The organism is Bradyrhizobium sp. BR 10261 (assembly GCF_019455395.1).
Classification (GTDB): domain Bacteria; phylum Pseudomonadota; class Alphaproteobacteria; order Rhizobiales; family Xanthobacteraceae; genus Bradyrhizobium; species Bradyrhizobium manausense.
On record NZ_JACOFQ010000021.1, the window covers coordinates 89,428 to 113,767 of the forward strand.

A 24,340-nucleotide genomic window follows, 5' to 3' on the forward strand; every position below is an offset into this window, starting at 1 on the left:
CGGGTCGCGAGACCGGCACGGAGGCCCATTCTAGCCGGTCTAAGACCTTGGGTTCTCTCATCTGATAGTTCGAGATGGAAGGCCGCGGCAAGTGTTCGCCTTGCTGCGCTGCACTCGCCGAGCCTCGTGTTTCGGTCATTAACGCTTTTGGTCAGGGAAACGATCGCCCAATCGCGCGGCGGCCTGACGAAAAAAGTTCGCAATGTCGCGTAACAAGCGCGCGTGTCGATCCGTCGAGATTGAGTAGCGGCACCTGTCGCTTTCACAACACCATCTCGAAGGGATTATCTCTCATGACCATTCGCACCCGCATCGTGCTCGGCGTCTCGGCTGCCGCTCTCTCGCTTGGCCTGGCGCTGTCGCCGGCCGCTTTTGCCCAGGACAAGATGGGCAAGGACGACGGCATGATGAAGAAGGACACGATGTCCAAGGACGGCATGAAGAAGGATCACATGTCCAAGGACGACGGCATGAAGAAGGATACGATGGCGAAGGATGGCATGAAAAAAGACGACGGGATGATGAAGAAGAACTGATCTTCTGCCGTCATGCCGGCCGCCTCCAACGGGGCGAGCCCGGCATGCCCAGCATCTGCCTCGTCCATCCGCGGCCCGTCGTCGCATTTCGCGTTCGCGGCCGGTGCGGCGCGATTTGACCTGGAGCCCGTGGGCCCCAGGTCAAATTTTGAGGTCAAATTTTGAGGTCAAATTTTCAGGTCAAATTTTGTTGAAGCTTACTTCCGCTTGGCCTTGCGGGCGGCGTAACGGGCGTCGCGCTTGGCCTTCTGCTCGGCCTCGAGCGCTGCCGCCTTGGCAGCCGCTTCCTCGGCCTCACGCGCAAGGCGCGCGGCTTCCGCGGCCTTGGCTTCTTCCTCGCGGCGCTTCTGCTCGGCTTTTTCGGCCTCGCGCGCAGCCTTCGCTTCGGCGCGCTTGGCCGCGAGCGCCTCGCGCTCGGCGCGCTTCGCCACCACAGCGGGATCGTCAGGTCCCGGCTGCGACTTGAATTTGTTCAAAAGATTTTTGCGGGCTTCCAGCGCCGCCTTTTGCCGGTCTGCGAAGCCGGGTTCCCTAAATCCACTCATTCGACGAGCCTTGTCTTCCTCGCTTTCGATCCTACATCACTGCCTGTTGGTACGTCGGCTGGGCACAAGCAGGCGCCACGCGACGCAGAAGCGTGTACATCGCCACGCGCCGCGAAGCCACCCATATTCGCAGCCGATCAGGTCCACGAAATCGCTGAACCAACCGACCCTTCGTAGCCCGGAAAAACTGCCGAATTGTGATGTCCCTCATAAGGGCACCCAGCGGCGGCGCCTAGCGTCCGCCATACGAGACGGAGCACGGGCATGATCTTTTTCCGGCTGAGCCCGAAAGCCCTTGCGATCGTGGTTGCCGCAGTGGCGGTCGTAGGCGCGGTCCTCTTGGCTGCCCGTCCGCAGCCGATCGAGAGTGCCGTTCTTGGAGCCGCCTGGGAGTGTACCCAAACCGCGTTCATCCTGACGAGCTGCGCGCCGCGCGCCCAGCAGGCGATCCCGGCGGTCGAGACCTTGCGCAAAGAAGCGGTGCGGCAGACCAAGGGTTGAGCGGCCCGAGCGGCGACGGCCGCGCGGGGATGTGACGTGACGTCGCGGAGGTGATAAACGGCCTCAGCGAGCGCCAAGGCCGCCCATGTCCGAGCCTGACTTGATGCCCGAACCCGTAGAGAAGCCCAAAGCTTCGCCCAAACCCCAATCCCCCAAATCCCAATCCGGCGACAGCCGTCGTGGCGCGGTCGCCGGGCTCATCATTGCTGCCGCACTTCTCGCAGTTGGCCTGTGGCTCGCTCGGGACCTCACAGCAGCCAGCAAGATGCAGGATTGCCTGATGTCGGGGCGACGCAATTGCGATGTGATCGAGCCGGCGCGCTAGGCCGGGTTTACCGCCCGTCCGGACGAAAATTCGCCGCGATCTTAACCAGATGTAACGGGACATAGCGGCCTTTGCAGCTCAATCTGGCAGCTCAATCTGGCAAATCAGCTATGTCAGCCGGCATCAGCCACATGCGATCGGAATCGGCTATCGCGCATGGGCCACGGCAATTTCTGAAAGTTAAGGGGTAGGCACGAATGGGTGCGTCCAGCCGTATGAAGATCATCATTCCTGTGGTTTCGGCCATGTCGTTGCTGGCATTGTCCGCCCAGGCGCAGGACGCGGGTCCGCCCAAGGGCGCAGGTCAACCGCCAGGGCAGGGCGCAGCTAGCCCGCCACCGGCCGACCAGAACACCCGCAAAGGTCCGCCACCGCAGGCAGGGCGATCCGGCTCCCAACCTGGCGGTCAGGCCCACGCGGCGCCCGGAGCCGGTCCGCACCGTGCCGATGGTCCGTCCCCGAGGCCCGGCCGCACCATGGTGCGCGGTCCGGCGCCCGCGCGCGACTGGGGTGGACATACCTACCGTGGCAATCTTGCCTGGGAGGGCGGACGCTGGCGTCATGAGGTCCACAATGGCCGTCCCGGCTGGTGGTGGGACGTGGGCGGCGTCTGGTACTATTATCCGCAGCGGATGGACGGCCCACCCGCTTATATCTCCGAGGAATATGTGGACGACGTGCCGGTGGCCTACGCGCCCCCGCCGGGTCCGCCGGTGGCTTATGAACCGCCCCCGCCGCCGGCGCCCGATCCCGGCGCGAGCGCGCTGGGCGGCGCCATTGTCGGCGGTGTGCTCGGCGGCCTGCTTTCGGGCAACGCCTCGGGTGCGGCTGCGGGCGCGGTCATCGGCGGTGCAACCGGTGCCATCGCGGGAGCAACGGCCGCTTCACGTCCGGGCTACTATGTCGCCGAAGGGGTTTGTTATTACCGCTATCCGAGCGGCCAGTATGTGCAGGTCGATCCGCGCGCCTGTTACTGAGCGTCTGAGCGAGATCTGAATTGAACGAGGCGGGCTCAAGCCCGCCTCATTTGTTTGCGGAAATGACAGAATGCTGTTTTTTGCAAATCAATCTCCGTGGCGGCGCACAACAACGGCTTAAATTTCCACTAGCGCTCATTGCCGCCTCGCGCGATTGATCAAAGAAAAAATCAAAGGTGAGTCGCAGGGGAGTGGAACATGCTGGACGCGATCCAGATCAGCTTGGCGCTATGGGCCATGATCGTTTGCGGGGGTATCAAGGGGGTGCAGATCGCGCACTGCCTGTTTTAGCGCGCCATTCGCGCTACGAGACAAGCCAGGTCAGGAACGCCATCGCAGCCCAGACCAGGGCACCGATCCAGGCGGTCATCACGATGGCGATGGTTGCGAGAAAGGCGAAGCCTTGCAGGTCGGCATTGCGCGTCGACGCGGGCGCTTGCGCTTCGGCTTCTCGTCTCGTGAGGGGGAGAGCCATCGATCCTCTGTCGCGTTCTGCGGAGTACTATGTCGCTCTTTAGCGGACGCGCCGAGCCTCGGCTGTGATGCAATTCACAGATCGGTGCAAATGAACGGGCCTCACCGCTTTGTGTGTATGATCAGCAACGTCGCGCGCAGCGGGCGCTTGCCGGCGGTTTGAAACCGCCAGTGCAATTCTATGGAGGTCACAATTAGAGCGTGCTGAAATCGTCGGCAACACGCCCCGTTATCCGCAATCATACGGACGAAATTGCCACGCACTTGTCCGGATCGAGCGGTTAGAGTCGGCACTCATGTGTACCGAGTACGATCCACAGCATGAAGCCGAGGCAGCTATGAAGCGCGCCGCCGAGTCGGAAGGCCCCGACCGGCAACGCCTCATCGAGCTGGCGCTGGCGTGGCATCAGCTTGCGCGCGATCGTCGTGTCGATGAATCGAGCGCAGGGACTGATCGCATTGGGCCGTAGGCCCGTTTGGTCGCGACTACCTGGTCGAACATCCGGACAAGTACGGCAGTCATCGCGCGCGTTGCAGTGCTGACGATGGCAACGATGGCGCGGAAGACCGGGATCACTCGATCGCCGACGGTGGTTCAATGAACCTCAACCCTGCATGGTCGCTGATTAGAATATAGGGGAGCCGCCGGTTCGCTCTGGCGGGCCCATAGTTCTCAGGGCGGAGAAAGGTTGTGCTGATCCTGCTTTGTCTTTTGAACGTGTATTTATAAGCGGAACACCCAGGTAGGGGTGGGCGTCTTGAGAGGTAACATAGGTTAATTTTTGAACAAACAACGCGCGGGATCTGTGCCCAATTCTAAGGCATCAACACCTTTGGCTAGAGCCAGATGGAACTGTTTAAGGCGGAAAAGATCGGCGAAACCGAAAGCCGACCCGACAAGAAGTGTAGATTTTGCGGAAGAACGCTTCGCTTGTTGAGGGTGGTGCATTTCCCAGACCGCGGTACGACCGTGCGCACGTTCGAATGCGAATGCGGCGACCGAACTTGGGATGATTAAGCCAGCCTCAAGCCATGCTGCTCGCGTTGGCCGCCCCTTGTCTCTTTGTTCTCCGGTCGAGAACGGACTTTGAATATAATAGACCTGCTTTTGTTCTTCGGACGTGTACCTACAAGCGGAACACCCACACGTTGGGCCGCCTCAGTTGGCGGCCTCTTTCCTCCAGTCCCAACCTTCGATCAAGCCACGCATAATCCGTGCGAACATTCTCGCCCAATCGATCGCTTGCTCGCGCGGGACTTGTCCTGGACGGAGCCGTCGCGATGGCAGGTCGTCGAAATAAAAGTATCGACTTCGGCGACCATCCGCGAAGCGGACCTCGAAGCTTCCTGTGCCGGGTACGGCTTCGTGTTTGAGAAGGCGGACACTCATCCCTCGATCGAAACTCGGTACTGTCGAGAGTCAAATAGTCGATTCCTTGTGGCACTGAACGAGCGCGAGCTACTGCCAGTCGTTGGTCGCGACGGCGCCTAAGGCGATCACGGCTGGGACTAGTGTCGCGACGATCCTCCGATCCCTGCAAGTATTGCGTTGATCATCGCAGCGCTCCGTTCGTGAACGGAAAGCGAATGAGCGTGTTGCTGCCGGGTTGCCTGGAGTGATTTGTAGTGCCGCGCAACGCGTTGAATTTGCTGTCGGCGCCAAGCGACGTTGCGCAACACGGATCGGGCGCAAGAACGAAGCGGATAAGTTGAACGGGTGGCGATCCCGGCAGGAATCGAACCTGCAACCCTCAGAGTAGAAATCTGATGCTCTATCCAGTTGAGCTACGGGACCGTTCCGGCCAGCCCGGGTTGGGGCCCGGCTGACCATATATCATGGCAATATGAAAAATCTGGTCTTTCGCCAAGCCTGAACCGAACCGTTTTCCTCAGTGCTGCGACAAACCGGAACGGTGAAGTGTCAGGGTGCCGGGTTGAGCGGCAGCGGACTGGACGACGGATTACGTCGCCGGCAACGCTGACCAGCTTCCGGGACACGGTCGCCGGTCGACTGGTCCGATATTGCCTGCGCCTCAGGACGGCGTGCGCGGCGGTAGCGTGATCGGTCTCCTCTGGGCGTGCCCTTGCCATGGCGAATGCGACGTTTTGCACCTTTGGTTCCATCGCCATGAGTCCGTCACCTTTCCGCACACATTATCGCCGCCGCGGCGCTCGTCCGCGATTTCCGGGAGTCCATTCATGATCGGTCTGGTTCGCGCCGTCACCCTCTGCGCAACGCTGGCGTTTGGCCTGAGCGCGGCGCATGCCGCCGACAAGGCGTTCAAGCGCGACGATCTCGCTGATTCTGCGATCAAGCTGGAGGCGCAGATCAAGAGCGAGGCAGGGCCGGTCGCCAAGACCAATGCGACGCTGAAGACGGACGCCGACGCCGCCTTCAAGCGCAACGATTACCGCACCGGGCTCTCGGTCCTTGGCCAGATCGCCGCGACCACGCCCGATGACGCCGGTAACTGGCTGCGGCTCGCGAAGGTGATCTTCCAGATCACGCCGCGGAGCTCGAGCGAGCAGACGTTCCTCTGGGAGCGGGCCTCGACGGCCGCCTACATCGCTTACACGCGTGCCGGCAATCAGGGCGAGGAGGCCGATGCGCTCGCGGTGCTCGGCAGGTCGCTCGCCGAACGGCATCTGTTCCGGCCGGCACTCGACGCATTGCGGCTGTCGCTGGACATGCGCGAGGTCGCCGATGTCCGCGGCCAATATGAGAAGCTGCGCGACGAGCACGGCTTCCGCCTGCTCGACTATACCGTGGACTTGGATTCAGCGAGCCCGCGCGCCTGCTTCCAGTTCTCGGAAGAGCTCGCCAAGCGCACCGATTTCGCGCCGTTCCTGGCGCTCGCAGGCCAGGACAAGCCGGCGCTGTCGGCGGAGGGCAAGCAGCTCTGCGTCGACGGGCTGAAGCATGGCGAGCGCTACAACATCAACTTACGTGCCGGCCTGCCGTCGACGGTGAAGGAAGGCCTGCCGAAATCGGCCGAGTTCAACATCTATGTGCGCGACCGCAAGCCGTTCGTGCGCTTCACCAGCCGCGCCTACGTCTTGCCGCGGACCGGGCAGCGCGGCATTCCCGTGGTCAGCGTCAACACGCCCGCGGTGAACATCAATGTTTTCCGGATCGGCGATCGCAACCTGATCAACACGGTGGTCGACAGCGACTTCCAGAAGACTTTGTCGAAGTACCAGCTCAGCGATCTCGGCAACGAGCGCGGCGTCAAGGTCTGGTCCGGCGAGCTCGCGACCGCGATGACGCTGAACCAGGACGTCACCACCGCGTTCCCGGTCGACGAGGCACTGGGCGAGCTGCAGCCCGGCGTCTATGTGATGACGGCGGCGGCCAAGGGGCCGGGCAGCGACGATGATTATCAGCTCGCAACCCAATGGTTCATCGTTTCCGACCTCGGCGTGTCAGCGTATTCCGGCAATGACGGCATCCATGTCTTCGTGAACTCACTGGCCTCGACCGATCCGGTTGGCAAAGCGGAGGTGCGGCTGGTCGCCCGCAACAACGAGATTCTGGCGACGCGCAAGACCGACGATGCCGGCCACGTGCTGTTCGAGGCGGGGCTGGCGCGCGGCGAGGGCGGCCTGTCGCCCGCGATGTTGACGGTGACCGGCGAGAAGGCCGACTACGCTTTCCTGAGCCTGAAGAGCTCGGCCTTTGACCTCAGTGACCGTGGTGTCGCGGGCCGCGTCGTGCCCGCGGGTGCCGATGCCTTCGTCTATGCCGAGCGCGGCGTCTATCGCTCCAGCGAGACCGTCTATCTCACCGCGCTGCTGCGCGACGGGCAGGGCAATGCCGTCAATGGTGGGCCGCTGACGCTCGTGATCGAGCGTCCTGATGGCGTCGAATTCCGCCGCGCCGTGCTGGCTGACCAGGGCGCCGGCGGCCGCACGCTCGCCGTGCCGCTCAACTCGGCCGTTCCGACCGGGACCTGGCGGGTGCGCGCCTTCACCGATCCGAAGGGCTCGTCGGTCGGCGAGACCACCTTCATGGTCGAGGATTACGTCCCCGATCGGATCGAATTCGAATTGTCCGCCAAGGACAAGCTGATCAAAGCTAACACTCCTGTGGAGCTCAAGGCGGACGGTCATTTCCTCTACGGCGCACCGGCCTCCGGCCTCGGCCTCGAGGGCGACATTCTGATTGCGCCTGCCTCCGGGCGACCCGGCTATGCTGGCTACCAGTTCGGCGTCGATGACGAGCAGACCACCTCGAACGAGCGTACGCCACTGGAGAACCTGCCCGAGGCCGACGCCAATGGCGTTGCGACCTTCCCCGTGACGCTGGAGAAGCAGCCTGCCTCGACCCGTCCGCAGGAGGCGCAGATCTTCGTCCGCATGGTCGAGACCGGCGGCCGCGCCGTCGAGCGCAAGCTCGTTCTGCCGGTCGCGCCCGCGACCGCGCTGATCGGCATCAAGCCGCTATTCGGCGACAAGAACGTCGCGGAAGGCGACAAGGCCGAGTTCGAAATCGTGTTCGTCTCGCCCGAGGGCAAGACGCTTCCCCGCGACGGCCTGCGCTACGAGCTCCTGAAGATGGAATCGCGCTATCAATGGTACCGCCAGAACAATTATTGGGAGTACGAGCCGGTCAAGTCGACCTCGCGCGTCGCCGACGGTGACGTCACGATCGCCGCCGACAAGCCGACGCGGATCTCGCTGGCGCCCCGGCCCGGCCGCTACCGGCTCGATGTGAAGTCGAATGACGCAGACGGTCCGGTGACCTCGGTGCAGTTCGACGTCGGCTGGTATTCCGACGGCAGCGCCGATACGCCTGATTTGCTGGAGACCTCCATCGACAAGCCGCAATATGCGTCCGGCGATACCATGACGGTGTCGGTCAATGTCCGCTCCGCCGGCAAGCTGACCATCAACGTCGTCGGCGACCGCCTGCTGACGACGCAGACCGTCGACGTCAAGGAAGGCACCGCGCAGGTGAAGCTCCCGGTCGGCAAGGACTGGGGCACCGGGGCCTATGTGGTGGCGACGCTGCGCCGTCCGCTCGATGCGGCCGCCCAGCGCATGCCGGGCCGCGCGATCGGCCTGAAATGGTTCGGCATCGACAAGCAGGCCCGCACGCTTGCCATGAAGCTGACGCCGCCGGATCTGATCCGGCCGAATTCGACGCTCAAGATCCCGGTCAGGCTCGACGGGCTCAATCCCGGCGAAGACGCCAAGATCGTGATCGCCGCGGTCGATGTCGGCATCCTCAACCTCACCAATTACAAGCCGCCGGCACCTGACGATTATTATCTCGGCCAGCGTCAGCTCTCGGCGGAAATCCGCGATCTCTACGGGCAGCTGATCGACGGCATGTCCGGCACCCGCGGCCAGATCAAATCCGGCGGCGACGCAGGCGCTGACGAGCTGCAGGGCTCGCCGCCCGCGCAAAAGCCGCTGGCGCTCTATTCGGGCATCGTCACCGTCGGCGCCGACGGCACGGCGGAAGTCAGCTTCGACATTCCGGAGTTCGCCGGCACCGCGCGCGTGATGGCGGTGGCGTGGACGGCCACAAAACTCGGCCGCGCCAACACCGATGTCGTGATCCGCGACCCCGTGGTGCTGACCACGACCCTGCCGCGCTTCCTGCTCAATGGCGACCACGGCACGGTCAATCTCGAGATCGACAATGTCGAGGGCCAGACCGGCGATTACGTCATCAGCGTCAAGACGGGCGGTCCGGTGAAGATGACGGGCCACCCCGCCACCACGGTGAAGCTCGCCGCCAAGCAGCGCAACTCGTTCGCGCTTGCCATCGATGCCACCGCGGCCGGGCAGGCAACGCTCGACGTCGACATCAAGGGGCCGAACGGCCTGACGCTCGCGCGCCACTACGCGCTCGACGTCAAGGCGGCAACGCAGGTGCTGGCGCGGCGCTCGATCCGGACGCTGGCGAAAGGCGAGAGCCTGACGCTGACCTCGGACATGTTCTCCGACCTCGTGCCGGGCACCGGCAGCGTCTCGGTCTCGGCGAGCCTGTCTACCGCGCTCGATGCGGCGACGATCCTCAAGGCGCTCGATCGCTATCCCTATGGCTGCTCGGAGCAGATCACGAGCCGCGCCATGCCGCTGCTCTACGTCAACGATCTCGCGGCCGGGGCGCATCTCGCCATGGATACCGAGGTCGACCACCGCATCCGCGACGCCATCGAGCGGCTTTTGGCCCGTCAGGGCTCCAACGGCTCGTTTGGCCTGTGGTCGGCCGGCGGCGATGACGCCTGGCTCGATGCTTACGTCACGGACTTCCTGACTCGCGCCCGTGAAAAGGGCTTTGTGGTGCCTGACGTTCTGTTCAAGAACGCGCTCGACCGCATCAGAAACTCTGTCGTCAACGGCAACGAGCCGGAGAAGGACGGCGGCCGCGATCTCGCCTACGGCCTCTACGTGCTCGCCCGCAATGGCGCAGCTCCGATCGGCGATCTCCGCTATCTCGCCGACACCAAGCTGAGCAATCTGGCGACGCCGATCGCCAAATCTCAGCTTGCGGCGGCGCTCGCTCTGGTCGGCGATCGCAACCGCGCCGAACGGGTCTACAGCGCGGCGCTCGACAGTCTGGCGCCAAAGCCGGTGCTGGAGTTCGGCCGCACCGATTACGGCTCGCAGCTCCGCGATGCCGCAGCGCTGGTCTCGCTCGCCAGCGAAGGCAATGCGCCCAAGGCGACACTGACGCAAGCGGTCTCGCGGGTGGAAGTCGCGCGCGGGCTGACGCCCTACACCTCCACGCAGGAGAATGCATGGCTGGTGCTGGCCGCGCGGGCGCTGGCCAAGGAAAACCTCTCGATCGAGGTCGACGACGGCCAGCCGATCAAGACTGCGCTCTACCGCAGCTACAAAGCTGATACGCTGAGCGGCAAGCCGCTGAAGATCACCAACACCGGCGATGCGCCGGTGCAGGCGGTGATCTCGGTATCGGGCTCACCGGTGACGCCGGAGCCGGCCGCCTCGAACGGCTTCAAGATCGAGCGCAACTACTTCACGCTCGACGGCAAGCCGGCCGACATCAGCAAGGTCAAGCAGAACGACCGCTTTGCCGTGGTGTTGAAGATTACGGAAGCCAAGCCTGAATATGGCCACATCATGGTGTCCGACTATCTGCCAGCCGGGCTCGAGATCGACAATCCGAAGCTGGTGTCGTCGGGCGACAGCGGCACGCTGGACTGGATCGAGGATGGCGCGGAGCCCGAGGATACCGAATTCCGCGATGACCGCTTCACCGCGGCCGTCGACCGGGCCTCGGATTCCAAGGCGGTCTTCACCGTCGCCTATGTCGTGCGCGTGGTCTCGCCGGGCAAATATGTGCTGCCGCAGGCCTATGTCGAGGACATGTACAACCCCTCGCGCTACGGCCGCACCGGCACGGGCACAGTCGAGGTGCGGGCGGCGAAGTGAGTGGTGATTGGATGAACGAGCTCGCGCCTCATACTCCGTCGTCATGCCCGGGCTTGTCCCGGGCATCCACGGGCTTTGATGCGGCCAGCAAGATCGTGGATGGCCGGGACAAGCCCGGCCATGACAGAGCGCCGGGCTGGCGCCATCGTCTTCTATCGGCAGCTGCGCTCGCGTTCATCCTCGCCATCATCGGCTTCGTCGGCTGGGTCTATTCCCTCGGCCCGCTGCCGCTCGACGAGGCGCGAGGCGTCTCGACCACTGTCGTCGATCGCAACGGCAAGCTGTTGCGTGCCTACGCGATGGCGGACGGGCGCTGGCGTCTGCCTGTCGATGCCAAGACGAATGTCGATCCGACCTATCTGAAGCTGCTGTTCGCCTATGAGGACCAGCGCTTCTACGCCCATGACGGCATCGATCCGCTGGCGCTCGGGCGCGCGGCGGTGCAGCTCGGCACGCGCGGTCACATCGTGTCGGGCGGCTCGACCATCTCGATGCAGCTGGCGCGGCTGATGGAGCCGCGGCGGCAGCGCTCGCTTTACGCGAAGCTGCATCAGATCGTGCGCGCGATCGAGCTGGAGCGAAGCTTGAGCAAGGACGAGATCCTTAACCTCTACCTCGCGCTCGCGCCCTATGGCGGCAATCTCGAAGGCATTCGTGCCGCATCGATCGCTTATCTCGGCAAGGAGCCGAAGCGGCTGTCGCTGGCGGAGGCCGCGCTCCTGGTCGCGTTGCCGCAATCGCCGGAAACCCGTCGGCTCGATCGTTATCCCGACGCCGCGCGCATCGCGCGGGATCGCGTGCTCGACCGCATGGTCGAGGAGCATGTGGTCAGCGTCGACGATGCCAGGCAGGCCAAGGCCGTGCCCGTGCCAACGCTGCGCAAGCCGATGCCGATCCTGGCGCCGCATGCCTCCGACAACGCGCTGGCAACGGTCAAGGATGCGCCTGTTATCAAGCTGACGCTGGACTCAAATCTGCAGAAGGTGCTGGAGCCGCTGGCGCGCGACCGCGCCATTGCGCTGGGGCCGAACATTTCGGTCGGCATCATCGTCGTCGACGTCGAGAGCGGCGACGTGCTCGCCCGTGTCGGCTCGGCCGATTATTTCGATGTGAGCCGGGCAGGGCAGGTCGATATGACCCGCGCCATCCGCTCACCGGGCTCGACGCTGAAACCGTTCATCTATGGCCTGGCTTTCGAGGACGGCTTCGTTCACCCCGACAGCCTGATCGACGATCGTCCGGTGCGCTTCGGCTCCTACGCGCCCGAAAACTTCGACATGACGTTCCAGGGCACGGTGCCGGTGAAGAAGGCCCTGCAGATGTCATTGAACGTGCCGGCCATCGTGCTGCTCGACCGCGTCGGCTCGAGCCGGCTGGCCTCGCGGCTGCGGCAGGCCGGCGGCAATCTGGTTCTGCCCAAGGACGAGTCGCCAGGGCTCGCGATGGGCCTCGGCGGTGTCGGCGTTACGCTCCAGGATCTGGCGCAGCTTTATGCAGGCTTCGCTCGGCTCGGCACCACCAAGCCACTCCGCGAGATCATGGCCACCAAGGATGATCGCGAGCCGCTGCGGCTCTTGGACCCCGTGGCGGCCTGGCAGGTCGGCAACGTGCTGCTGGGAACCCCGCCGCCGGAGAACGCAGCCCATAACCGCATCGCCTTCAAGACCGGCACCTCCTATGGCTATCGCGATGCTTGGTCGGTCGGGTTCGACGGCCGCATGACCATCGGCGTCTGGGTCGGCCGGCCCGATGGCGCGCCGGTGCCCGGCCTGATCGGCCGCCTCGCCGCCGCGCCCATTCTGTTCGATGCCTTCGCACGGACCGGCAAGACGTTGAGCCCACTGCCAAAGCCCCCCAAGGGAACCCTCCTTGCCAACAACGCCAAGTTGCCGTTGCCGCTGAAACGGTTCCGGCCCGTCGGGGAACTGGTCCGGACCGGCGGCGAGCAGGCGCTCCACATCCAGTTCCCGCTCAACGGCTCCCGGATCGATGTGGATCGGTCGGGCGGAGCGGAGGCGGCCGCCATGCCGGTCAAGGTCGCCGGCGGGGTGCTGCCGATGACTGTCATGGTCAACGGAACGGCGCTGGGCGAGATCGACGGACGGCGCCAGCGCCTGATCGATCCGCCCGGTCCGGGCTTTGCACGGCTGACGGTGATCGACGCCACGGGCGCCGCGGACACAGTCGTCATTCGAATTCAATGAGAGCGGCTTAAGCGGTTGTGGCGATGGCGGTTTCAGCGTAAGCGGAACCAATGGCCGAGACCCATCCGACTCCCCGATTTGGAGCGCCCCGACAGCCGAAAACGCCCGTGAATCCGGGCAGTCGGCTTGTGCTGATGCTCGACTTTGTCACCGCCAGCCACGCCCGCGCCGTGGGCTTCCTGGTGCTGTGCGCGCTGCTGCTGTTTCTGCCGGGATTTTTCACCATCCCGCCCGTCGACCGCGACGAGGCACGGTTCGCGCAGGCCACCAAGCAGATGGTCGAGAGCCGCGACTATGTGGACATTCGCTTCCAGGAGGACGTTCGCTACAAGAAGCCGGTCGGCATCTACTGGTTGCAATCCGCGGCCGTCGACGTGGCCACAGTGCTGAAGCTGCCCAAGGCCGAATTGCGCATCTGGGTCTATCGGCTGCCCTCGTTGATCGGTGCGATCGGCGCGGTGCTGATGACCTATTGGACGGCGCTGGGCTTCGTCACGCGGCGCGGGGCAGTGCTCGCCGCGCTGCTGATGGCCGCCTCCGTGCTGCTTGGTGTCGAGGCGCGCCTCGCCAAGACCGACGCCGTGCTGCTGTTCTCGGTGGTCGCCGCCATGGGCGCGATGTCACGCGCCTATCTGTCCTGGCAGCGTGCCGAGGACGAGGCCCATCCGCCCTGGAGCTGGCCGGCGATTTTCTGGACCGCGCTCGCGGTCGGCATCCTGATCAAGGGCCCGCTGATCCTGATGTTCGCAGGGCTCACCATCGTCGCGCTCGCGATCCAGGATCGCGATGCCTCCTGGCTATGGCGCTTGCGCCCGGTCTGGGGTCTGATGTGGGTGCTGGTGCTGGTGCTGCCCTGGTTCGTCGCGATCTTCTGGCGCGCCGGCGATGCCTTTTTTGCGGATTCCGTCGGCGGCGACATGCTGAGCAAGATCGGCGCGCAGGAATCCCATGGCGCGCCGCCCGGTGTCTATCTGGCGCTGTTCTGGATCACCTTCTGGCCCGGCGCGCCGCTTGCGGCGATGGCGGCGCCGGCGGTGTGGCGGGCGCGGCGCGAGCCCGGCGCACAATTCCTGCTGGCCTGGCTGATCCCGTCCTGGATCGTGTTCGAGGCGGTGCTGACCAAGCTGCCGCATTACGTGTTGCCGCTCTATCCCGCGATTGCGATCCTCACCGCCGGGGCGGTGGAGCGAAACGTGCTGTCGCGCTCGTGGCTCGCGCGCGGCTCGGCCTGGTGGTTCGTGATCCCTGCGGGCGGTTCGATCATCGCAGTCGTCGGCGCGGTCATGCTGACGCGGCAGCCGGCCTTCGCGGCCTGGCCGTTCATCGCGGCCTCGCTGATCTTCGGCCTGTTCGCCTGGTGGCTGTTCGACACCAATCGCGCCGAGCGCTCGTTGCTCAACGCGCTGGTCGCAGCGCTCATGCTGGCCGTCGCGGTCTACGGCATCGTGCTGCCGTCGTTGACGCCGCTGTTTCCGAGCATCGAGGTCGCGCGCGCGCTGCGCAACGTGACTTGCGTCGGGCCCAAGGCGGCCTCAGCCGGCTATGCCGAGCCGAGCCTTGTGTTCCTGACCGGCACCCAGACGCTGCTCACCGACGGATCGGGGGCTGCCGATTTCCTCAGGCAGGGAAGCTGCCGGTTTGCCCTGGTCGAGCAGCGCTCGGAGCGCAGCTTCGTGCAGCGCGCCGAGGCGATCGGGCTGCGCTACAAGGTCGGCGCGCGTATCGACGGCTATAATTTCTCGCAGGGGCGTGCGATCTCGATCTCGATCTTCCGTTCCGAGGGCCCTGACTAGGATGCCTGATACGGCCACCATCGCGCCGCGTGCGAGTTACCCCACGCAATTGGTCTCTGTCGTGGGACGGGCGCTCGCGCAGCTCGTGCGTTCGCCGTCGCATTCGCGCCGTGCTGCGGCTGCGCGAAAACTGGCGCGGCATTCGCTGTGGCTCAGCGCGGCGGGTGCCGCTTTGGTGATCGCTCTGATGCTCGCGTTCGATGGGACCGAGATCCAGCTGATGCCGGCTCGCGGCACGGCCTGGCTGTGGCCGATCCGCATCCTCACCGATTTCGGCAAGGACGAGAACGTGCTCTGGGTGCTGGGCGCAGCCTTGGTGGTCGTGGCGCTCGTCGCCAGCGGAATGCATGGCAGCCGCCGGGCGCTGCTGCTCGGCTTCGGGACGCGGCTGCAATATCTGTTTCTGTCTGTTGCGCTGTCGGTGTTCGTCACCGAGATCCTGAAATATCTCATCGGTCGCGGACGTCCGTTCGTCGGCGGCAAAGCCGATCCGTTCAATTTCATCCCGCTCGAAGGCACGGGGGCTTATGCCAGCCTGCCGTCGGGGCATGCGGTGACGGCGTTCGCGCTCGCCTTTGCGGTTTCGGCGCTTTGGCCGCGTCTGCGCGTGGTCATGTTCACTTACGCCGTTGTCATCCTGCTGACGCGCCTGGTGCTGCTGGCGCATCACCCGAGTGACGTCACGGCCGGTGCGCTGGTCGGCATGGTCGGCGCCATGGCGGTCCGCTATTGGTTTGCGGCGCGACGGCTCGCCTTCGCCATCCGCGCCGACGGCAGCATCGTGCCGCTTCCAGGAGCGCTTCCAGGGCGCCTCAAAAGGGTTGCCGGCGGCCCATCCGCCCCATAAAAGCGGCTGCTTCCCGGGCCAAGGGTTCCCGGGAACGGGCCAATCCAACCACGAGCTTTCGATTTGTCGTCGTCCCAGCCTTCGGTCTCCATCGTCGTCCCCGTGCGCAACGAAGCCGATAACATTGCGCCCCTGATCGAGGAGATCACGGCCGCGCTCGATGGCCGCTGGGCCTATGAGATCATCTATGTCAACGACGGCTCGACCGATGCGACCGGCGAGCGGCTCGCGGCGATCATGAGGCAGCGCGGCAATCTGCGGCAGCTTCGTCATTCAAAATCCGGCGGCCAGTCGGCCGCGGTTCGCAGCGGTGTGCGCGCGGCGCGCGGCGCTATCGTGGCGACGCTCGATGGCGACGGCCAGAACAATCCTGCTTTCCTGCCGGACCTGATCGCGGCGGTTGAGAAGGGCGTCAATGTCGGCCTTGCCGCCGGACAGCGCGTCGGGCGCAAGGACACCGGCTTCAAGAAGTTCCAGTCGCGGGTGGCCAACAGGATTCGCAGCGCCATCCTGAATGACGGCACCCGCGACACCGGCTGCGGACTGAAGGCGTTCCGCCGCGAGGTCTTCCTGATGATGCCCTATTTCGACGGGCTGCATCGCTTCCTGCCGGCGCTGATGCGCCGCGAAGGCTTCGATATCGCCTATGTCGACGTGGTCGACCGGCCCCGCCATTCCGGCGTGTCCAATTACGGCTTCTTCGACCGGCTGTGGATCGGGATCATGGATCTCGCCGGCGTGTGGTGGTTGATCCGCCGCAAGAAGCCGACGCCGGAAGTAACTGAGGTGAACGCATGATCATCCAATACGGACAGGCGTTGAGCAATTATCTCTACGACGTCTTCGTCGCCAAGTTCGATTTCTGGCTGGCGTTCGGCCTGGTTGCGCAGCTGTTCTTCACCGCGCGTTTCCTGGTGCAGTGGATCGCGAGCGAGCGCGCCGGCAACAGCGTAGTGCCGATGGCGTTCTGGTTCTGCTCGATGGGCGGCGGCCTGATGACGCTGGTCTACGGCGTCGTCAAACGTGAGCCCGTCATCATCCTCGGACAGGCGCTGGCGACGATCATCTACGTCCGCAACATCATGCTGATCATCAAGAACCGCGGCCGCGCGTCGAAGACGTTGAATCGCTGAATCAGGGCTCGCGTGGACATGCAAATCTCCGGATCGGCATGGGCAAAATCCCGCTAGTTCTGTTCCTGTTGGTCCTCCTGATCGGCCTGACCTTGCTCGGGCGCGGCCTTTTCGATCTGGGCGACACGATCGCTTTTCTTGCCAGGGCCGAGCAGACCGAAGCGCGCTTCGTCGGTGCCGTCGCACGAAGCGGTGGAAACCACGGCGGCACGTTTCTCCATCCGACCTTTCAATTCACCACACGCGACGGCCGCGTGATGACGTTCACCTCCCCATCCGGATCGACCGCACAGCCCTATGCCGATGGCGAGCGGGTCAGGATCGCCTACGATCCGCAGCGCCCCGGCGATGCGCGCCTGCTGTCGTTCCTGACGTTGTGGATCGCCCCGACGCTGCTTTGCGTGGCGGGGCTATTGCTTTCGGGCGGTGCCGTGCTGGTGCGCGCAGCCCTAGCGCGGCAGCGCCGTCGCGCCTGAGGCGGGCAGGGCTGATGTCTCCGCCTCGGAGCGGCGATAGGGCTCGCCCGCCGCATCCAGCACAGGATAGGCGACCGAGCAGATATGCGAGTGGATGCGCCTGAGATCGCGCAGCACGTCCAGGTGCAGCGATGTGGTCTCGATCGTCTCGGGCCGGCCCTCGCGCAGGCGGTCGAGATGGCGCTCGACGGCGGCGAGCTCGGTGTTCTTCAGCGCGGTCTTTTCCACCAGCAGCTTGCGGGCCTCGTTGGCATCGCCCGACATGAACACGCCGAAGGCGATCCGCAGCGAATCCATCGTGCGCTTGTGAAAGGCGGCGAGCTCGTCCGCACCCTCGGGCGAGAACTGGAAGCGCCGCTTGATCTTCTTGGTGGCGAGCTCGCTCAGGTTCTTGTCGATGATATCGCCGATATGTTCGAGGTTGATGGCGAAGGAGATGATCTCCATGGCACGCCGGCCCTCACTCTCGTCGAGGCTGCCGCGGGTCAGCTTGGTGACGTAGAGCTTGATGGCCTCGTCGAGGCTGTCGACGATGTTGTCCATCTTGGAGACCTGGTCGACCAGCGAACGGTCGCCCGTCATCATCGCGGCCATCACCTTGCGCAGCATGGTCTCGACCAGATCGCCCATGCGCAGGGTTTCGCGGGCGGCGTCCGCAAGCGCCAGTGACGGCGTATCCAGCGCGGTCTCATCGAGATAGCGCGGCCGGGCGGGATCGGTTTCCTGCACGCGATCGGGCAGCAGCCGGGTGAGCAGGCGCGACATTGGATCGAGCAGGCCGACGAAGATGATCGCCGTGCCGACATTGAACGCGACATGGAAGGCGGCCGTCATCCGCGCAAGGTCCGGCTGCCAGGCGTGGATGTGATCCGCGATCGTGCCCAGGAAGGGCAGGACCAGTGCGATACCGACCACGCGGTTGACGAGATTGCCGACCGGCAGGCGATAGCTCGCTGGGTCGTCGCGCTTTGTGCCTTCGAACACGGGATTGATGGCGCTGCCAAGATTGGCGCCAAGCACCAAAGCGAAAGCCGCATAGGGCGTGATGAACTGCGAATAGGCCAGCGACATGATCAGCAGCACGCTGGCGACGCTCGAATGCACCAGCCAGGTGAGGAGGGCGGCAATCACGATGCAAAGCACGGGATCACCCGTGATCGCCGTCATCACCACCCGCATGCCGGGCGCATTCTCCGCCGGCGCCAGCGTGTCGAGCAGGATGTGCAGCGACAGCAGCATCAAGCCGAGGCCGATGCAGACGCGGCCGATGTCCTTGATCCGCGAGCGCGGGCCCGCGCGGAAGGCGACGAGGCCGAGCACGAACAGCACGGGCGCAACGGCGGCGATGTTGAACGACAGCACCTGCACGATCAGGGTTGTGCCGACATTGGCCCCGAGCATGATGGCAAGCGCGGCGACGAGGCTCAGCAGACCCTCGGCGGCGAAAGAGCTGGTGAGCAGGGCCGTTGCCGTGCTGCTTTGGAGCAGCGCGGTGAGGCCAAGGCCGGCGGCGAAGGCGCTGAAGCGGTTGCCGAGGGCTTTGCCGAGCAGATGCCTGAGGTCGGGACCGAACGCACGCAAAATCCCGCTGTGGACCATATGCAGGCCCCACAGCAACAGCGCCACGCCACCCATCAGATCGAGCAGAACCAACGTACCCATTCTCCGTGTCCGGACTTGGAGTCGACGGGTGAGGCTAACGCCAAATGGTTGAGGTTCAAATCATTTGATGGCGCATCGGCGCTAACGTCTGCTCGGGTTGCTCGTTCCTGCGGCGCATTGCCTTTCCGGCAGGCTCACATTGCCGCTTTGAGGGCAGCGAAGCCGCGGTCGAGATCGGCCTTGAGGTCGTCGACGCTCTCGAGTCCGATGTGGAGTCGCAGCGTCGGGCCGCCCGGCGCCCATTTGGTCGCGGTGCGGTAGGCATCGCAATCGAAGGGAATCGCCAGGCTTTCGAAACCGCCCCAGGAAAAACCCATGCCGAACAGGTTGAGCGTGTTCAGCATGGTGTCGACGGCCGTTTGCGGCGCGGGCTTCAGCACGATGCTGAACAGGCCGGAGGCGCCGGTGAAGTCGCGCTTCCAGATCGCGTGCCCCGGATCGCTCTCGAGCCCCGGATGCAGCACGCGCGCGACCTCGGGCCGGCCAGCGAGCCAGCGCGCCATCTCCAGACCCGAGCGATGATGCTGCGCGAGCCGCACCGACAGCGTGCGCAGGCCGCGCAGTGCGAGGAAGACATCATCGGGGCCGGCGCAGACGCCGAGCAGGCGGATGCCCTCGGCTATCTGCGGCCAGGCCCTGGCATTGGCCGAGATCGTGCCGAACATGATGTCGGAATGGCCGCCGATATATTTGGTGGCCGCCTGCATGGAGATGTCGACGCCCTGTTCGAGCGAGCGGTGATAGAGCGGCGTCGCCCAAGTGTTGTCGTCGATGACGAGCGCGTCCCGCCCATGCGCGACGTCGGCGATGGCGCGGATGTCAGGCATCTCGAAGGATTGCGAGCCTGGCGCCTCGACCAGCACGGCGCGGGTATTGGGCTTGAACAGCTTCTCGACGCCGGCGCCGATCAGCGGATCAAAATAGGTTGTCTGGACGCCGTAACGGGCGAGCATGCCGTTGCAGAAATTGCGTGAGGGCCGATAGATGTTGTCAACAACGAGGATGTGATCGCCGGTCTTCAGCACCGAGAGCAGGGTGGTGGAGATCGCCGAAAGGCCCGACGGCACGATGCCGACGCCGGCGCATTGCGGTCCCTCCAACGCCATCAGCGTGTCCTGGAACGCCCTGGTGGTCGGGGTGCCGTGGCGGCCATAGGTGAACTCGCCGCGGTGGGCATGCAGGTCCTCGGCGGTGGGATAGAGCACGGTCGAGCCGTGGAACACCGGCGGATTGACGAACCCCTTCTGCGCCTTGGTGTCGCGACCGGAGGTGATCAGGCGGGTTTCGGCGTGCTGCTCTGCGGAGTGCGAGGAATCCATGCGTCTGCTTTCAAAAAAGCGTTTCCGCCGGGCGCGGACCGCACGGCCGGGGCGGCCTCGGGGCCGCGGTCGTTAATAACAGAACACAGAAGAGTCCCGTCAACCCCTTGACCCGGCTCGCCAGTCGTTCTGTGATGCGCAGGTGCTATTCAGTCGCCGCATGTTGAGGGGCCTGCCGCGACCTTCGATCCATCGTCTGACCGGACCTTGCGCCACAGCCACAGCGGCGGGCGCCAGCGGCGAGGATTAAGGTATGGCTCCCTGGGATGGGCGGGTGTTCGGCAAGGTTTTCCAGCATGACTCTTGCAAGGCGTGTCCTTGCAGGGATTCCGTTCCCGACCTTGAGATGACTTTGAAAGGCTTGAAGCCCATGAAACGTGTAACCCTGGCTCTCTCTCTTGCTCTCGCCACCGGCCTCTCAGCCCAAGCTGCTGACGCGCAAACGCTCAAGACCATCAAGGATCGGGGCATGTTGTCCTGCGGCGTCAGCCAGGGCCTGCCCGGCTTCTCCTCGCCCGACGACAAGGGCAACTGGACCGGTATTGACGTCGACGTTTGCCGCGCGATCGCCGCCGCGGTCTTCAATGATCCGACCAAGGTCAAGTTCGTGTCGCTGTCTGCCAAGGACCGTTTCACGGCGCTCCAATCCGGCGAGATCGACGTGCTGTCGCGCAACACCACCTGGACGATATCGCGCGACACCTCGCTTGGCGCCAATTTCACCGGCGTGACTTATTATGACGGGCAGGGCTTCATGGTGAAGAAGTCGCTCAAGGTGAATTCAGCGCTGGAGCTCAACAGCGCCTCCGTCTGCGTCCAGACCGGCACCACCACCGAGCTGAACCTCGCCGACTACTTCAAGGCCAACAACATGAAGTATGAGGTGATCGCGTTCGGCACGATCGACGAGACCGTCAAGGCCTACGAGTCGGGGCGATGCGACGTCTTCACCGACGATTCGTCCGGACTCTATGCCACCCGCCTGAAGCTGACGAATCCTGCCGATCACGTTGTGCTGCCCGAGATCATTTCCAAGGAGCCGCTGGGTCCGATGGTGCGTCACGGCGATGATCAGTGGTTCGACATCGTGAAATGGACGCTGTTTGCGATGGTGACGGCCGAGGAGCTCGGCATCACCCAGAAGAACGTCGACGAGATGGTGAAGTCCGACAAGCCGGAGCTGAAGCGGGTGCTCGGCACCGACGGCAATCTCGGCGAACAGCTTGGCCTCACCAAGGATTGGGTGATCCGGATCGTCAAGGCGGTCGGCAATTATGGAGAGTCGTTCGATCGCAACGTCGGCGCCGGCTCGCCGCTCAAGATCGCCCGCGGCGTCAACGCCCTCTGGTCCAAGGGCGGCCTGCAATACGCGCCGCCGATCCGCTGATCGGCAAAGCGAAGGCTGCGCCGATGGGCGTCGAGGCCCGGAAACCGCCACCGCAGATCGCGCTGAAGCTCCGGCGCGCGCTTGGTGGCAAGGCAGGCTGGAACGGCGTTGCCGTCCAGCTTGTCTTTGGCGCGATCCTGGCATGGATGGCCTATGAGATCATATCCAATGCCCGCACCAACCTGGAAACCCAGCACATTGCCGCGGGCTTCGGGTTCCTGCAAAACAGTGCCAGCTTCGATGTCAATCAGACCCTGATTTCCTATTCGGCGTCAGATACCTATTTCCGCGTGTTCCTGGTCGGCGTGCTGAACACGCTGCTGGTCTCGGTGGTCGGCATCTTCTTTGCCACCGTGATCGGTTTCGTCGTGGCGCTCTGCCGTCTGTCACCGAACTGGCTGGTGTCGCGCGTCGGCGGCCTCTATGTCGAGGCGATCCGAAACCTGCCGCTACTGTTCCAGATCCTGTTCTGGTATCTCGCCGTGCTCGCGGCGTTGCCGTCGCCGCGGCAGAGCGTGTCGGTCCTCGGCGCCTTCTTTCTCAACAATCGTGGCGTGATCGTGCCGTCGGCGCTGGGGCAGCCTGGCCTCGTTCCTTTCCTTGCCGCGCTGGCGCTCGGCCTTGTCGCGTCGCTGGCGTTGCGCAGCTACGCGAAGACGGCGCTGTTCGGTCAGGGCCGCGTGATCCGGATCTGGCCATACGCACTGATTTTGCTTGTCGGATTGCCGCTCGCGACGATCCTTGCCTTCGGTCCTCCCGTCACGTTCGAATTTCCACAGCTGAAGGGATTCAATTTTGCCGGCGGGGCGCGGGTCATTCCGGAATTCGTCGCACTGACAGTGGGGCTGTCGACCTATACCGCGGCCTTCATCGCCGAGATCGTGCGTGCAGGGATCCTCTCGGTCCACAAGGGGCAGATGGAGGCGGGCTCCTCGCTGGGCCTTAGCCGAGGCGCGACCTTGCGGCTGATCGTGGTGCCGCAGGCCATGCGCGTGATCGTGCCGCCGCTCACCAACCAGTACCTCAACCTGACCAAGAACTCGTCGCTTGCGGTCGCGATCGGTTATCCCGATCTCGTTTCGGTGTTCGCCGGCACGGCATTGAGCCAGACCGGACAGGCGATCGAGATCATCGCCATGACGATGGGCGTGTATCTGCTCACCTCGCTCGTCACCAGCGCCATCATGAGCGTCTATGGCTGGCGCATCAGCCGGAGCCTGGGTGCATGACCGATATCGTGGCGTCGTCCTATGTCCGACAGGACCTGGTTGCCGAGCGCCCGGCGCCGGTGAAGACCACCGGCTTTGCCGGCTTCGTCCGCACGCGCCTGTTGAACTCGCCGACCAATATCCTGCTGACCATCCTGGGCCTGTTGTTGATCTGGTACATCGTTGTTCCAAGCTTCAAGTTCCTGCTGGTCGATGCGGTCTGGAGCGGCAAGGACCGCACGGCCTGCCTTGCCGAGAATGTCGGTCATCCGGTCGGCGCCTGCTGGCCCTTTATCCAGGCCAAGTCCACGCAGCTTATCTACGGCTTCTATCCCGAGGCCGAACGCTGGCGGGTCACCCTGACCTTCGCGCTGGGCGCTGTGCTGCTTCTGCCGCTGCTGATTCCGCGGCTGCCGGCCAAGAGCGTGAATGCCGGACTGTTTTTCTTTGCCTTTCCCGCCGTCGCTTTCTTTCTGCTGCATGGCGGCGGCATCGCCGGCTTCGGCGTGAGCTGGGTTGCAGGCCTGCTGCAATTGTTCGCCGACAGCATCAGCGGAGCCGGTGCGGTTGTGGTCGGGCTGAGCAAGACCTCGGCCGTCGGCCCGCTGCTGTGGGCGATCGGCAGCGTCATCGCGCTGATCGGCACGTTGCTGCATTGGGTGATCTTTCCACTGACCTGGCTACGCGACCAGATGCAGGTGGCAGGACAGGGGCCCTGGCTCGACTTCCTGATCACCGCCGTGGTCGTCTCGGCGATCCTGTTCGTGCTCGGTGGCGGCGCGCGGGCCGGATCGCGGCCGCTGATCACGAGCCTTGCCACCTTCGCCGGCATTGCGGCGGTGATCAAGCTGATGGGGCTCGATCATGGGGGCTTGCCGATCGTCGATACGCGGCTGTGGGGCGGGCTGCTGGTGACACTGGTGATCGCCATTACCGGCATCGTTGCATCCCTGCCGATCGGCGTCGCGCTCGCGCTCGGCCGGCGCTCGACCATTCCCCTGATCCGGATCTTCTCGATCACCTATATCGAGTTCTGGCGCGGGGTGCCGCTGATCACGGTGCTGTTCTTCGCGACCTACATGCTGCCCTTATTCCTGCCGGGCAACTTCACCGTCGACGGGCTGGTGCGCGCGCTGATCGGTGTTTCCCTGTTCACAGGCGCCTATCAGGCCGAGAACCTGCGCGGCGGTCTGGCAGCGGTGCCGCGCGGGCAGGGCGAGGCGGCCTCCGCGCTCGGCCTGTCGTGGTGGAAGACCACATCGCTGATCGTGCTGCCGCAGGCGCTGCGCCACGTCATTCCCGCCATCGTCAACAGCTTCATCTCGCTGTTCAAGGACACTTCGCTGGTGTCGATCGTCGCGCTGTTCGATCTGCTCGGCTCGCTGCGCGCCTCATTCGCCGATCCGGTCTGGACCACGCCATCGACCGCGTTCACCGGCTTTGCCTTCGTCGGCATCATCTACTTCATCTTCTGCTTTGGAATGTCGCGCTACTCGCTCTTCGTCGAGCACCGCCTCAACGCCCACCGCCGCAATTGATCGAGGCC

At 64.4% G+C, this 24,340-nt stretch carries 19 protein-coding genes and 1 tRNA gene; 15 read left to right on the forward strand and 5 right to left on the reverse strand.

All coding sequences use genetic code 11. The features are described from left to right. The first annotated feature begins 293 nt into the window (after positions 1-293). Positions 294-536, forward strand: coding sequence for a pentapeptide MXKDX repeat protein (locus tag HYH07_RS23775; protein ID WP_220004771.1), 243 nt, complete (start codon positions 294-296; stop codon positions 534-536). Between the two features lie 197 nt (positions 537-733). Here the strand turns inward: HYH07_RS23775 and HYH07_RS23780 are convergent, their stop codons facing one another. Continuing rightward, the gene (locus HYH07_RS23780) at positions 734-1,081 is read right to left on the reverse strand and encodes a DUF6481 family protein (protein WP_057754842.1); all 348 of its coding nucleotides are present in this window, start codon (positions 1,079-1,081) and stop codon (positions 734-736) included. 264 nt (positions 1,082-1,345) lie between these two features. Here HYH07_RS23780 and HYH07_RS23785 point away from each other — a divergent pair, with 264 nt between their 5' ends. The 3 genes from HYH07_RS23785 (at position 1,346) to HYH07_RS23795 (ending at position 2,884) form a co-directional block, all read left to right on the forward strand. Continuing rightward, entirely contained in the window at positions 1,346-1,582 is a 237-nt protein-coding gene (locus HYH07_RS23785; protein WP_220004772.1) for a hypothetical protein, read from the forward strand. Positions 1,583-1,667: 85 nt separating this feature from the next. Further along, on the forward strand, positions 1,668-1,907 hold the full coding sequence (locus HYH07_RS23790; protein WP_057754848.1) for a hypothetical protein: 240 nt from the start codon (positions 1,668-1,670) through the stop codon (positions 1,905-1,907). A 197-nt stretch (positions 1,908-2,104) separates the two neighbouring features. Next, positions 2,105-2,884, forward strand: coding sequence for a hypothetical protein (locus tag HYH07_RS23795; protein WP_220004773.1), 780 nt, complete (start codon positions 2,105-2,107; stop codon positions 2,882-2,884). A gap of 304 nt (positions 2,885-3,188) precedes the next feature. On the opposite strand, the gene HYH07_RS23800 is transcribed toward HYH07_RS23795, so the two are convergent. Further along, positions 3,189-3,359, reverse strand: a complete 171-nt coding sequence (locus tag HYH07_RS23800) for a hypothetical protein (RefSeq protein WP_220004774.1) — start codon at positions 3,357-3,359, stop codon at positions 3,189-3,191. Positions 3,360-3,696: 337 nt separating this feature from the next. Here HYH07_RS23800 and HYH07_RS36630 point away from each other — a divergent pair, with 337 nt between their 5' ends. Next, positions 3,697-3,828 carry a hypothetical protein gene (locus tag HYH07_RS36630; RefSeq protein WP_283842851.1) on the forward strand — a complete coding sequence of 44 codons (132 nt, stop codon included), beginning with the start codon at positions 3,697-3,699 and terminating at the stop codon, positions 3,826-3,828. 1,248 nt (positions 3,829-5,076) lie between these two features. Here HYH07_RS36630 and HYH07_RS23805 read toward each other — a convergent pair. Then, positions 5,077-5,153, reverse strand: a tRNA-Arg gene (locus HYH07_RS23805). A gap of 404 nt (positions 5,154-5,557) precedes the next feature. Between HYH07_RS23805 and HYH07_RS23810 the strand changes: the two genes are divergently transcribed. The 7 genes from HYH07_RS23810 to HYH07_RS23840 all read left to right on the forward strand — a co-directional run bounded on the left by HYH07_RS23810 (position 5,558) and on the right by HYH07_RS23840 (position 17,218). Next, positions 5,558-10,765 carry an alpha-2-macroglobulin gene (locus HYH07_RS23810; RefSeq protein WP_220004775.1) on the forward strand — a complete coding sequence of 1,736 codons (5,208 nt, stop codon included), beginning with the start codon at positions 5,558-5,560 and terminating at the stop codon, positions 10,763-10,765. 95 nt (positions 10,766-10,860) lie between these two features. Continuing rightward, entirely contained in the window at positions 10,861-12,969 is a 2,109-nt protein-coding gene (gene pbpC, locus HYH07_RS23815) for a penicillin-binding protein 1C (protein ID WP_220004809.1), read from the forward strand. 50 nt (positions 12,970-13,019) lie between these two features. Continuing rightward, positions 13,020-14,762 carry a glycosyltransferase family 39 protein gene (locus tag HYH07_RS23820; RefSeq protein WP_220004776.1) on the forward strand — a complete coding sequence of 581 codons (1,743 nt, stop codon included), beginning with the start codon at positions 13,020-13,022 and terminating at the stop codon, positions 14,760-14,762. Position 14,763: 1 nt separating this feature from the next. Then, positions 14,764-15,609 carry a phosphatase PAP2 family protein gene (locus tag HYH07_RS23825; protein WP_220004777.1) on the forward strand — a complete coding sequence of 282 codons (846 nt, stop codon included), beginning with the start codon at positions 14,764-14,766 and terminating at the stop codon, positions 15,607-15,609. A gap of 63 nt (positions 15,610-15,672) precedes the next feature. After that, complete coding sequence (locus HYH07_RS23830; protein WP_220004778.1) at positions 15,673-16,407, forward strand: glycosyltransferase family 2 protein; 735 nt, start codon at positions 15,673-15,675, stop codon at positions 16,405-16,407. Continuing rightward, the gene (locus HYH07_RS23835; RefSeq protein ID WP_220004779.1) at positions 16,404-16,742 is read left to right on the forward strand and encodes a lipid-A-disaccharide synthase N-terminal domain-containing protein; all 339 of its coding nucleotides are present in this window, start codon (positions 16,404-16,406) and stop codon (positions 16,740-16,742) included. The genes HYH07_RS23830 and HYH07_RS23835 overlap by 4 nt, the downstream gene beginning before the upstream one ends. A 38-nt stretch (positions 16,743-16,780) precedes the next feature. Further along, a complete protein-coding gene (locus tag HYH07_RS23840) occupies positions 16,781-17,218 on the forward strand; it encodes a DUF3592 domain-containing protein (protein ID WP_220004780.1) in 438 nt (145 codons plus the stop codon). On the opposite strand, the gene HYH07_RS23845 is transcribed toward HYH07_RS23840, so the two are convergent. Both HYH07_RS23845 and metC read right to left on the reverse strand, forming a co-directional pair. After that, entirely contained in the window at positions 17,192-18,880 is a 1,689-nt protein-coding gene (locus HYH07_RS23845) for a Na/Pi cotransporter family protein (RefSeq protein WP_220004781.1), read from the reverse strand. The genes HYH07_RS23840 and HYH07_RS23845 overlap by 27 nt on opposite strands. Positions 18,881-19,014: 134 nt before the next feature. Beyond that, complete coding sequence (gene metC / locus HYH07_RS23850; protein WP_220004782.1) at positions 19,015-20,199, reverse strand: cystathionine beta-lyase; 1,185 nt, start codon at positions 20,197-20,199, stop codon at positions 19,015-19,017. A gap of 370 nt (positions 20,200-20,569) precedes the next feature. Here metC and HYH07_RS23855 point away from each other — a divergent pair, with 370 nt between their 5' ends. The 3 genes from HYH07_RS23855 to HYH07_RS23865 are packed head-to-tail and all read left to right on the forward strand — an operon-like array spanning position 20,570 to position 24,332. After that, a complete protein-coding gene (locus HYH07_RS23855; RefSeq protein WP_220004783.1) occupies positions 20,570-21,586 on the forward strand; it encodes an amino acid ABC transporter substrate-binding protein in 1,017 nt (338 codons plus the stop codon). A 23-nt stretch (positions 21,587-21,609) separates the two neighbouring features. After that, positions 21,610-22,815 carry an amino acid ABC transporter permease gene (locus HYH07_RS23860; protein ID WP_220004784.1) on the forward strand — a complete coding sequence of 402 codons (1,206 nt, stop codon included), beginning with the start codon at positions 21,610-21,612 and terminating at the stop codon, positions 22,813-22,815. Then, the gene (locus HYH07_RS23865; protein WP_220004785.1) at positions 22,812-24,332 is read left to right on the forward strand and encodes an amino acid ABC transporter permease; all 1,521 of its coding nucleotides are present in this window, start codon (positions 22,812-22,814) and stop codon (positions 24,330-24,332) included. Before HYH07_RS23860 ends, HYH07_RS23865 begins: the two co-directional genes overlap by 4 nt. Positions 24,333-24,340 lie beyond the last annotated feature (8 nt).

Excerpts from the sequence above, each read along its gene's own strand:
- HYH07_RS23790 (WP_057754848.1), top strand. The coding sequence starts at position 1,668 with ATGTCCGAGCCTGACTTGATGCCCGAACCCGTAGAGAAGCCCAAAGCT.
- HYH07_RS23845 (WP_220004781.1), bottom strand. The coding sequence starts at position 18,880 with ATGGGTACGTTGGTTCTGCTCGATCTGATGGGTGGCGTGGCGCTGTTG.
- HYH07_RS36630 (WP_283842851.1), top strand. The coding sequence starts at position 3,697 with ATGAAGCGCGCCGCCGAGTCGGAAGGCCCCGACCGGCAACGCCTCATC.
- HYH07_RS23780 (WP_057754842.1), bottom strand. The coding sequence starts at position 1,081 with ATGAGTGGATTTAGGGAACCCGGCTTCGCAGACCGGCAAAAGGCGGCG.
- HYH07_RS23795 (WP_220004773.1), top strand. The coding sequence starts at position 2,105 with ATGGGTGCGTCCAGCCGTATGAAGATCATCATTCCTGTGGTTTCGGCC.
- HYH07_RS23835 (WP_220004779.1), top strand. The coding sequence starts at position 16,404 with ATGATCATCCAATACGGACAGGCGTTGAGCAATTATCTCTACGACGTC.
- HYH07_RS23825 (WP_220004777.1), top strand. The coding sequence starts at position 14,764 with ATGCCTGATACGGCCACCATCGCGCCGCGTGCGAGTTACCCCACGCAA.
- HYH07_RS23810 (WP_220004775.1), top strand. The coding sequence starts at position 5,558 with ATGATCGGTCTGGTTCGCGCCGTCACCCTCTGCGCAACGCTGGCGTTT.
- HYH07_RS23820 (WP_220004776.1), top strand. The coding sequence starts at position 13,020 with ATGGCCGAGACCCATCCGACTCCCCGATTTGGAGCGCCCCGACAGCCG.
- HYH07_RS23865 (WP_220004785.1), top strand. The coding sequence starts at position 22,812 with ATGACCGATATCGTGGCGTCGTCCTATGTCCGACAGGACCTGGTTGCC.
- HYH07_RS23800 (WP_220004774.1), bottom strand. The coding sequence starts at position 3,359 with ATGGCTCTCCCCCTCACGAGACGAGAAGCCGAAGCGCAAGCGCCCGCG.
- HYH07_RS23855 (WP_220004783.1), top strand. The coding sequence starts at position 20,570 with ATGAAACGTGTAACCCTGGCTCTCTCTCTTGCTCTCGCCACCGGCCTC.
- HYH07_RS23840 (WP_220004780.1), top strand. The coding sequence starts at position 16,781 with ATGGGCAAAATCCCGCTAGTTCTGTTCCTGTTGGTCCTCCTGATCGGC.
- HYH07_RS23785 (WP_220004772.1), top strand. The coding sequence starts at position 1,346 with ATGATCTTTTTCCGGCTGAGCCCGAAAGCCCTTGCGATCGTGGTTGCC.
- HYH07_RS23860 (WP_220004784.1), top strand. The coding sequence starts at position 21,610 with ATGGGCGTCGAGGCCCGGAAACCGCCACCGCAGATCGCGCTGAAGCTC.
- metC (WP_220004782.1), bottom strand. The coding sequence starts at position 20,199 with ATGGATTCCTCGCACTCCGCAGAGCAGCACGCCGAAACCCGCCTGATC.
- HYH07_RS23775 (WP_220004771.1), top strand. The coding sequence starts at position 294 with ATGACCATTCGCACCCGCATCGTGCTCGGCGTCTCGGCTGCCGCTCTC.